Origin of the sequence: Prescottella subtropica (assembly GCF_005434945.1) — a bacterium.
Classification (GTDB): Bacteria; Actinomycetota; Actinomycetes; order Mycobacteriales; family Mycobacteriaceae; genus Prescottella; species Prescottella subtropica.
Genome location: NZ_SKCH01000046.1, coordinates 1 through 9,992, shown reverse-complemented (window position 1 = coordinate 9,992; position 9,992 = coordinate 1). Strand labels below are relative to the sequence as shown.

Below are 9,992 nucleotides of genomic sequence, written 5' to 3'. Positions count from 1 at the left end.
CCTCCATCGAACCTGCCCCGCCCGCGGAGACGGACGTGGACGAATCTGTCCCGCTTACGGCATAATCACCGGCACCACAGAGCTACGCGCTCAACGGTTTACACCACTCCACGGGGCTCTATCCCGGTGCCACGGGCGGGCGGCGGCCGGGACTTTCCTCGTACCGGACCGGTCCACCCCGACCGGTGTCACAGAGCCCTGGTGCCCTACCGGTGGAGCCGGCGCGCGCGTGGAATGAAGCATGGCAAGAAGAAAACCGACGGTCGACGAACGCGCACAGTTGGCTCGGGCTGCTGCCTGGTACATCGAGCACTACGCGGCGAAGGAACCCGAGACGAGTCCGTACGATCTCGCATTCCGTGGGCTCGGCACGATCAGCCGGCTTCCGCGCGCAGAGCCGCGACGGGATCGCCGCCGAACACGAACCCCGATAACTCCGCGGCAACCAGACCCGGTGCGGCGCCGTACCCGGCCGGGGCTACACGCGGCGGGCCCGTGCGCGTGCCGGCGGCTGTACCGGGGAGATCCCGTACCCGGCGGCGCGCAGGAGACGATCCTTGACGTCGTCGAGGGTGATGATGCCGCAGATCAACTCGACGGTCATCTTCTTGTCCTCATCGCTGATGTCGCGGCCCTCGATCTGCAGGATCGGCTCCGTGCGTGCGATCGACGCCCACGCGTCCGCGACGGTCGTGTGTTTTCCCGGCACAGCCCCTCACTTCATGTTGGTGGTTCGGCAGAACACGATCGTGGTGCCGGTCAGAACGGCACGTCCGGGTCGGCCGGCGGATGGCGACGGATCTCGTCGTCGATCCACTCCGTCAACTCGTCGACGATCGGATCGTAGGCGGTCATCGGTACCCGCTGGTTGTCCTCGATCCGCTGTGCGACCAGTGCGCGGGCCAGCCTGCGGAACCATGCCGGCTTCGCCAGCCACACCCGTTCGACGACCCGCTCCGCGGCCCGCATCGGCCGCACATTCTTCGTCCGCCACCGATCCGGATCCCGGGCCTCCCGTGATGCGTCCTGCTCTCGCTCGATCTCGCGTTCGATCCACGCGTCGAACACTGCACGCTCTGTGACCATCTCCGGTGTCACCCGCGGATACAACTCCCGTGCGAGCACGTCCTCTCTCGCGGTCTGCCACACCGCCACCCGCGCCTGCACCACATCCGTGTACGTCGACGCCGGCGACATCGGTGTCGTCTGCTCGAGTTCGTCCGCGGCCGCCGCGGTCAACGCCTGCAACCGTGACGCTTCCCGGACGATCAGCGCCTGCTGCTCGCCGGGTGTCACCACCGGATCGAATCCGATCCACTCGAGCAGGATCCGCCGTGTCTCGTCCACGATCCACGCGTCGGCCCCGTCGACCTGATGCTCGTCCTGTCGCACCCTCGCCCCCCCTTTTTTGTTCTCACCGAACGTCTCACCGCACCCGGCGGAACGCCGACCATCTGTCGCATCACGCCGCCACCCCGGGCCCGTGTGCGATCACTGTCGCATCCCGGTCCGACACACATTCCGATCGCATCGCACGACTGCGACAACCACCGATCGAGGACGAGTGGGCCCGCCGGAAACGGTGCGAGCCCGGTTGGCGGTTCGCATCGGTGAGACGACCGGCGACACCGTCACCCGCACCGAATCGCATCATCGGATGCCGGGCGAGAAGCGTGAGACGACTGCGACAAGACCGATGCGACAAGTGCGACACGAGGTGCCACGCGAGACATGCAACGCGATGCGACATGCGAGACGTGAGACGTCCCCGCCGCACGAAGCACGACGGGGACGTGTGCCCTCCAGTGGGTCCGCCCACCACCCCGATGTTTCTCGCGTCGGCCGACTCGCCGGTGTCGTCGCCGACACCGCAGGAATCCGGGAGCGGCGGCACACCGACCGGCCTTCGCACCGCACCCACGGACGGTTCGGCCGACGGCCGGGCCGCACACCGACCGCTCGACGCGGTGAGTCTTCGACCCGCCGCAGACCGGTCCGATCCGCATCGCACGATCGACCGCCGGGATCCGGCCATGGTCGACGATGCGAAGCAGTGCACGCGATCAAACGCCACACATCTGCACACCTGCCGCGCGCAGAGTGTGCGACACGACGCCCCGGCTACGGCCCCCGATACCGTGCGGTTCCGGTGTGGCGGTCAGCGATCCTTTTCGGTCGATCGCTCGAGCAGGCGCCGGCCGATGCGGGCTGCATCCGGGCCCCGCAGCGCGGTCACCGACGCCGTCGGTAGCCGCATGTCGTGCTCGGCCCACTGCGCCATCTGCTCCCACTCCCGCTCACTGCGTTCGCCGTCGCTCACCGCTACCGCCCCTCTCACTCACGTCCACTCTCGCACCCATCGTGGTGTTCGCGCACCGCAGTGCGCCAGCCAGGTCGGGCGCGGGACGGGGCGGGGGCATCGGGTGACACCGCGGCCGCCTGCACCCGCCCGGACGATCGCATCGAGCTGCCGCACCGTGCAGCCGTCCCCGGCCTACCTCCCGCTGCCGCCTGCGCATCCGCACGCACCGGCGTCCTCACCGGCCTGTCGTCCGGTGAACAGAGAAAAATGATTGATACACCTCATGCACTAAAGTTGCGACCTGGCATAATCGGCCCTCGTGATGACCGTCCACAAGCTCAGTGCTGGGGACGGCTACGTGTATCTGACGAAGCATGTCGCGGCCGGCGACGCGACGGAGACGACGAAGAAAGACGCGGTCGACTACTACCTCGCGAAGGGCACCCCGCCCGGTGTGTGGTGCGGCAAGTTGGCCGAGGCGGTCGGGGTCGAGGTCGGCACGGAAGTCACCGAGGAGTCGATGCGGTCGGTGTTCGGGGCGGCCCGCACCCCGGACGCGTTGGCGACGCGGCCGGCGTGGGATGCGCCGCTCGACGAGCGGTTGGAGTGGTCGCGGCGCACCGCGTTGGGTCGGGCGTTTTCGTGGTTCGAGAACTCCCAGGAGTTCGTCAACGACGTCGAGGAACTGTGTTCGGCGCACAAGGCCGCGCACGGCGCCTACCCGGATTCTGTCGTGAAGCAGCAGATCCAGCTCGCTACGGCCCGCAAGCATCTGCGGGCGGCGCGGGGTGAGCGGGCGGACCTGCTGAGCGACGACGAGGTGTGGTCGTTCGTCGTCGACGAGTACGCGAAGATGCGGCAGCCCGTCGCCGGCTACGACCTGGTGTTCACGCCGGTGAAGTCGATTTCCCTGCTGTGGGGACTCGGCGACGAGACCGTGAAAGCGGCGGTGGAGGCCGCGCACACGCAGGCCGTGGACGAGGCGCTGTCGTGGATCGAGGACGAGGTGATCTACACCCGCCGCGGCGCCGGCGGCGCGCGGAAGGTGAAGGCCGACGGACTGCTGATCGCCCGGTTCGATCACTTCGACAACCGGGCCGGGGACCCGAACCTGCACACCCATTCCGCGATCCTGAACCGGGTCCTCGCAGAGGGACGATGGACCACGATCGACGGGACCGTGCTGTACAAGGCGAACGTTGCGGCCTCCGAACGCTACAACACGCGGGTGGCGGATCTGGTGGCCCGGAAGCTCGGGGTGACGTTCGCGCCGCGGGAGGACATGGCTGCGAACAAGCTACCCGTGCACGAGGTCGCCGGTATTCCTGTCTCGCTGTTGGAGGAGTTTTCGCGGCGGGCGCAGATCGAGGATCGGCAGGGCGAACTCGCCCGCGAGTACAAGCAGCGGTACGGGAAGAATCCGCCGAAGAAGGTGCAGTACGCCCACGCGCAGCAGGCCACCTTGGACACCCGGAATGCGAAGAACCCGCCGCGGTCGTTGGCGGAGCTGCGCGCCGAATGGCGCGAGCGGGCGTCCGCGATTCTCGCCGGCGGGGAGCCGCGCGAGCTGATCGGCGCGGTGCAGTCCGGGCGCGACAAACGGCCGCCGTTCGATCCGGGGATGCTGCCCGATCTCGTCGGCACCGTCACCGACGATCTGTCACGCAAGGCGGGGTCGTGGACGGTGTTCTCGCTCGAGGCGGAGATTCAACGCCGGCTGCGGGAGTTCAGTTTCCCGGGCGAGACGGATGTCAACGACTCGGTCGCCGATGCGCTCGAGTTGGCGTTGCGGGACCTGTGCCTGCCCACCTTTACCGAGGTGTATGACGCGCCGGAGCGGATCAGTGAACGCATCGAACGCGGCCTGGTGCGGATGCAGACCACCGACCGCGCGCACATGCGGTACACCGCCCAGGCGGTGCTCGACGCCGAGGAGTTCATGCGTGATCACGCTGGCGTCGACGACGAGCACACCGTCGCCGAGCGGGTGATCCGCCGGCAGATCCGGCGGGCCGAGAAGAAGGCCGGACACACGTTGGGTGTGGATCAGGTTGCGATGATCGAGCACTTCCTCACCGCGAAAAAGAATGTGGCGGTCGCGGTCGGCGCCGCCGGTGCGGGCAAGACGACGGCGGCGACGGTGATCGCGCGGGCGTGGGAGAACACCAACGGCAAGGTCATCGCGTTGGGTCCGTCGGCGCGCGCGGCGGAGGTGCTCGGGGAGGAGATTGCGGTGGAGGGCCGCACCATCGCCGACGTCCTCACCCGCGCCCGGGTGGGCATCGACACCGGCATCGAGCAGGGGGATCTGCTGTTGGTCGACGAGGCCGGGATGGCGTCGGCCCGGGATCTGGCGGACCTCACGCGGATCGCCATCGACGCCGGTGCGGTGGTGCGCCTGTTGGGGGATCCGCAGCAGTTGGCCTCGGTCGAGGCCGGTGGCGTGCTGCGGGATCTGGCCGAGCGCACGAACGCGCCGTTCCTCGAACAGGTGCATCGGTTCAAGACCGACGGGGAGGCGGCGGCGAGTCTGCTGCTGCGCTCCGGCGCCGAGAATGCCCTCGACTGGTATGTCGCGCAGGATCGGGTTCGGGACGGGATGCGGCACGAACTTGCCGATCTGGTGTTCGACGCCTACGTCGCCGACGTCGAAGCCGGCGAAGTCGCGCTCATGGTGGCCCCGACCAACGATCTGGTGCGCGAGCTCAACATCAAGGCCGCCGCCTACTACCGCGCCAGCGGCGGCGTCACCGGGCCGGGCATCGTCCTGGCGGACGGGCTCGACGCCGCGGTCGGTGACGTCGTCGTCACCCGCAAGAACAACTCCAAATACGTCGTCAAGGATGCCGACGGGCAGAAGACGGGCCGGGTGAAGAACGGTGATCTGTGGACCGTCACCGGAATCGGCGACGACGGCTCCCTACGCCTACGCAACAACGTCTCCGACGGTGAGGTGACCGTCGCATCCGACTACATCACCGACAACGTGCAACTCGGGTATGCAACCACGGTGCACCGCAGCCAGGGTATGACCGTCGGCTCCTGTCACGTGTTGGCGGCCGGGAACATGGACCGGCAGTCGCTGTATGTGGCGATGACCCGCGGCAAGAACACCAACATCGTCTACGCCGCCCACGACGAACTCCCCGACTGGGACGTCGAACACCGCCCCGACGAGCATCCGGCCGCAGTCGACCTGCTGCGCAGGATCGTCGCCCGCGACGGATCCCAGACCACCGTGCACCAGATGATCGAGGACGAACAAGCCAAAGCCGCATCCTGGGAGCGGCTCCGCGACACCTACCGCCTCGCCGTCGACGCCCTCTACGAGGATCTCACCGAGAAACTATTGGGCGGAATTCTCACCGAACGACAATTCTCGTGGGTGCACCAGCTCGGCGGCTGGGACCAGATCGTCACGGCCGTCGCTCAGGCCGAAACGTTCGGCTGGGACACCCGCACCCTGCTCGCCGATGCGGCCGCGGTCATGCGGGCCGAAGGTAAGGCCGGCCGCATCGACACCGGCAAGAACGCGCCCGGCCGGGTCCTGGCCGCCGCACTGCACAAGACCATCAGCCCCAAGCGCGATGATCCGCTCCCCCGCCGCCGCACCGACCCCGCCGCCCGCTACGGCGTGCCCGCCCTCACCGCGGCGGCCGCCGACTGCGACCCGATCCTCGCCGCCTGGGCGCGCACCCAGCAGGAACAGATGCACGCCTTCATCGACTCCTACACCACCACCGCGGCCGCGGCCGCGGCCGCGGAGAAGGCTCCGTGGCTCGTCGCGCTCGGCGATCCCGGCACCGACCCGAAGAAGATCGGACTGTGGGAGGACACCGCCCGCGAGGTCGCGATCTCCCGGATCAAGAACAACGCACCCGCCGGCCAGGCCGACCCACTCGCCTACCTCACCGGCGCCCGGGCCACGACGGTGCAGCGGAACATCGACACACTCCACACCCCCACCCCGGCGCCCGCGCCGGCGCCGGGGCGGGCGCGGGGGCCGTTCGCGGACTACACCGCCGCCGAACTCTATTCGGCCCGCATGACGAGCCGGCGTCGACTCGGCGACACCCTCAGAGCCCTCGATACTGCCCGGGAAGCGCTCGACACTGCCCGCGGAACGGGCTCGACCGTGTCCGCCGTCAACGCTGGTATCTCGGCAGTCGAAGCCGACGACCAGAAAATCCAGGCCGTCCGCCAGGCCCGCCAGGAGCTCGAGCGGATACTCGGCTCCGGTGTGGCCACCCGTCAGCAGATCGACGACGCCGCGGCCGTGGTCACGGTCCTCGAATCCGTCGCCCCACCGGAACGGCGGTGGCCGATCATCGAGAAGTCCGCACAGACACACCGTGCCGAGGCCGCCCGCCGGGCCCGCGCCCACACCGTCGACGAACACGTCATCGGGAGGCTGACCGACCACATCACCCACCTCGAAGAGAACGCCGCATCCAGGCAGAAGCACCTCGACCAGATCGAAAAGGAAGTCACCCGCCGCACTGAAACGGGTACGGCCGGCCCGACGAAACGGAAACCCTCGAAGTCCACGTCCGTATCACCGGCCCCCGACTACACGCAGTCCCTCCCACCGCACTACCCCACCGACCACGGATACGACTACGGCATGTAGCCGCAGCGTGCCGGCCAGCGGCCGCCGTCTACTCCAGGTCGGCGAGCAACCGGCTCGCCGGCACCCCGAGCACCTCGGCGATGTCGAACAACCGCTCGTACAACAGCCCTCGCCGGCCGTGCTCGACCTGGATCAACACATTCCGGGTGACCCCCGATTCGAGCGCCAGCGCCTCCTGGCTCAATCCCTGCTCGATCCGCAACGCCCGGATCGTCGCGCCCACCTGTCGGCGGTGTTCCGCCCATGCCTGGGCGCGCTCGGGGTCGGTTTGCGAGGGACGTGTCGGCATCCCCTCAGTACGTCGTTAGCGTACGAAAATGTCTGCCCTACTAGTAGTACATTCGTGCGATGCGTTCCCACTTTCCGCTGCCGGAACCCGCCCCCGCCGCGGCCGACAGAACGAGCCCGGATACCGACGACTCGACCGAGTCCGCGACGGCCTTCGGGGGCCTGCTCACCTACATCGAGCATCCCGGTGCCGGGGCCAGCCCGGACCCGGCACCACGGCACGCCGCAGACGGGTCGCCGGAATCCGTCGCCGTCGACAACAAGAAGGAACTGTCTCCCAGCACCGTGTACCTCGGATCCGAGGAAGACGACTTCCTCGAAGACGTCCGGGCCGCCGGCCGCAGGCGACCTCAACGAGTCGACGCCAACCGTTCCGCAGTCGTTCGACTCGCTCTGAACAGACTCGCCGAACAACTGACACACGGGGAAGTCGTCGAGGAGATCCACCGGCAGGGCAAGGTCTCCCGCGGCCCTCGCGGACACCGGAACATCTGATACGACCTCGACCGTGGCGACGTCGCCGCAGCTCTTACCCGCGGGGCCGGGAGGTTTACCGCGGTAAACGACCGCTCATCTTTACCGCGGTAAACCTCCTTCAGACACTGTCCTGGAACACCGTCGGGCGCGCGTGTCTGTTCCGTACCTCGTGATCATCTGCCGTAGGGTGCTCCGTGTCCGAAGTAGCCCGTTCGACCCGACGGGTGAAGTACACGGAAAGGCGCATCGCGCATGACAGTTCACGTTGTCCTCAATCAGAAGGGCGGCGTCGGCAAGAGCACCATCGCCGTCAACCTCGCCGCCGTCGCCGCCGACGTCCTCGGCTCCAGCGACGATCCCGATACCCCCTCGCCGGTGGCCGCAGTGTCCGTGGACCCGCAGGGATCGGCAGTCTGGTGGGCCGATCGGATCGACGACCTACCGTTCCATGTCGTCCAGGCCCACGACGACATCCAGGGGCTACGGACGCTTCACCAGCTTCCCGGCATCCGCCGCGTCTACGTCGACACCCCCGGCTGGATCGACCTGACCGGCAACGACGACATCGACGACCCACTCGGCCAGGGACCGGCCGCGGAAGCCCTCCGCGCCGTCCTCGACGTCGCCGACCACGTCATCGTGCCGATGGAGACCGAACCCCTGTCGTTCGATCCGACCGCCCGCACCATCCAGAAGGTGCTCGAGCCCCGCGGCATCCCCTACACGGTCGTCATCAACAACTGGGATCGTCGGGACGGCACCCGAGATCTCGAAGAAACCCAGGAGTTCGTCCGAGCCCACGGATGGCCGCTCGCCAACACCGTCATCCGCCACTACAAGCTGCATACCCGCGCCAGCGCGGACGGACTGGTGGTCACCGAGTACCCGGCCAATCGTGTTGCGTTGCAAGCCCGCGAGGACTTCTACCGTCTCGCGCTCGAACTTCAGATCGACGGAGGGCGCTGACGTGGCCCGGGGTACCCGCACCTCCCTCGCCTCCTTGGCCAGTAGCGTCGGCGAGCATTCCCCCGTCGAGCGCCAACGCAGCGGACCGACCGCCCCGACCGCTGTCCCACTGACCGAATTGGTCCCCAACCCCCGCAACCCTCGGGACGAGATCGGCGACCTCGAGGATCTCGCCTCGATCGCCGATACCCAGCTGCAGCCGGCACTGACAGTCGCCCGCGACGCCTACCTGAAGCTCTACCCCCAGGATGTCGACGAGATCGGAGATGCACGGTGGGTGGTGGTCAACGGTTGCCGCCGCTACGCCGCCGCCGGCAAGTTCGGCCGCACCACCCTGGACATCATCGTCAAGGACGAGATCGCACAAGACCGTGCCACACTGTTGGCCGCCGCCGTGACCGAGAACATCGGCCGTCGCGACTTCGACGTCATCGAGGAAGCCAAGGCGGTCGAGCTGATGGTGACCGAATGCGGTCGAGCCGAGACCGTGGCACTCAAGCTCGGCAAGACACCCGGGTGGGTCTCCCAGCGGCGGGCACTGCTCAAGTTGGCGCCCGAGCTTCAAGCCGCACTCCGACGCGGAGAGCTCGCCATTCGGCAGGCCCGGGCTCTCGCGCAGGTGCCACTAGAGCGACAGGTCGACGCGTGGACCGCCCAGAACACGGGAACTCCTGACCGCCAGCCTGCCGGCCCGGCCACCCAGATCCCGGCTGATCCCGACAAGATCGTGCGCACGTTCCGCAGGCTCGACGCCGATGCGCCCACTCTCGCTCGAGCATTGCGGTCCTACCTCGACGAGGGCGGTCTGCACGATCTACTCGAAGCACTTACCGCCCCGGAGTAGTGGACAGTGGGCTGGTTTACCGCGGTAAACCAGCCCACTGTCTTTACCGCGGTAAACCGCCCGGCCTCACGCACTTCACACGAAGGCCCGCACTCACTCATCGACCGTTGAGGCACTCGCCTACGCGTCGAGGTCGATCTCTGCTTTACCGCGGTAAAACAGATTCCGGGGCATCGGAGTCAACGCCAGTCAGGTGCGACACTCCCGGAAGCCCCCAGCCCGGAACGGTTCAAGATGATTCGGTGACCGGCCAGAGCATCGTGGCAGGCTGGCGGGCGAGCAGTGAAGTCGGCTGCATCCGCCGCACGAGAGCACCGCGTCTTTACCGCGGTAAACCCAAACGTGTTTCAGCCGGCATGAAGCCAGGGGCCCGGCAAAGTCGCATAACCCCATGTCAGGCGGCATGAAGTAGATCGATCGGTCGGTGTGGATCACGGCCGTGGTGGCGTAGCGCGCCGGCGATGTTGGTGTGGCCGGCGAGCCGC

At 67.9% G+C, this 9,992-nt stretch carries 8 protein-coding genes; 4 read left to right on the top strand and 4 right to left on the bottom strand.

The genetic code is table 11. The features are described from left to right. Window positions 1-478: 478 nt before the first annotated feature. From E0497_RS20095 to E0497_RS20505, 3 genes are all read right to left on the bottom strand, one after another. Complete coding sequence (locus E0497_RS20095; RefSeq protein ID WP_137726568.1) at window positions 479-709, bottom strand: hypothetical protein; 231 nt, start codon at window positions 707-709, stop codon at window positions 479-481. Between the two features lie 50 nt (window positions 710-759). Beyond that, complete coding sequence (locus tag E0497_RS20090; protein ID WP_137726567.1) at window positions 760-1,392, bottom strand: hypothetical protein; 633 nt, start codon at window positions 1,390-1,392, stop codon at window positions 760-762. Between the two features lie 766 nt (window positions 1,393-2,158). Continuing rightward, the gene (locus E0497_RS20505; protein ID WP_161987473.1) at window positions 2,159-2,320 is read right to left on the bottom strand and encodes a hypothetical protein; all 162 of its coding nucleotides are present in this window, start codon (window positions 2,318-2,320) and stop codon (window positions 2,159-2,161) included. A gap of 304 nt (window positions 2,321-2,624) precedes the next feature. Between E0497_RS20505 and mobF the strand changes: the two genes are divergently transcribed. Further along, window positions 2,625-6,932 carry a MobF family relaxase gene (mobF, locus tag E0497_RS20085; protein WP_137726569.1) on the top strand — a complete coding sequence of 1,436 codons (4,308 nt, stop codon included), beginning with the start codon at window positions 2,625-2,627 and terminating at the stop codon, window positions 6,930-6,932. Window positions 6,933-6,960: 28 nt separating this feature from the next. Here the strand turns inward: mobF and E0497_RS20080 are convergent, their stop codons facing one another. Then, entirely contained in the window at window positions 6,961-7,221 is a 261-nt protein-coding gene (locus E0497_RS20080; protein WP_137726566.1) for a helix-turn-helix domain-containing protein, read from the bottom strand. A 59-nt stretch (window positions 7,222-7,280) separates the two neighbouring features. On the opposite strand from E0497_RS20080, the gene E0497_RS20075 reads away from it, so the two are divergent. From E0497_RS20075 to E0497_RS20065, 3 genes are all read left to right on the top strand, one after another. Next, on the top strand, window positions 7,281-7,715 hold the full coding sequence (locus E0497_RS20075) for a hypothetical protein (RefSeq protein WP_137726565.1): 435 nt from the start codon (window positions 7,281-7,283) through the stop codon (window positions 7,713-7,715). A 234-nt stretch (window positions 7,716-7,949) separates the two neighbouring features. After that, window positions 7,950-8,663 carry a ParA family protein gene (locus E0497_RS20070; RefSeq protein WP_137726564.1) on the top strand — a complete coding sequence of 238 codons (714 nt, stop codon included), beginning with the start codon at window positions 7,950-7,952 and terminating at the stop codon, window positions 8,661-8,663. A 1-nt stretch (window position 8,664) separates the two neighbouring features. Continuing rightward, the gene (locus tag E0497_RS20065; RefSeq protein WP_137726563.1) at window positions 8,665-9,507 is read left to right on the top strand and encodes a ParB/RepB/Spo0J family partition protein; all 843 of its coding nucleotides are present in this window, start codon (window positions 8,665-8,667) and stop codon (window positions 9,505-9,507) included. The last annotated feature ends 485 nt before the right edge of the window (window positions 9,508-9,992 follow it).

Excerpts from the sequence above, each read along its gene's own strand:
- E0497_RS20070 (WP_137726564.1), top strand. The coding sequence starts at position 7,950 with ATGACAGTTCACGTTGTCCTCAATCAGAAGGGCGGCGTCGGCAAGAGC.
- E0497_RS20075 (WP_137726565.1), top strand. The coding sequence starts at position 7,281 with ATGCGTTCCCACTTTCCGCTGCCGGAACCCGCCCCCGCCGCGGCCGAC.
- mobF (WP_137726569.1), top strand. The coding sequence starts at position 2,625 with ATGACCGTCCACAAGCTCAGTGCTGGGGACGGCTACGTGTATCTGACG.
- E0497_RS20080 (WP_137726566.1), bottom strand. The coding sequence starts at position 7,221 with ATGCCGACACGTCCCTCGCAAACCGACCCCGAGCGCGCCCAGGCATGG.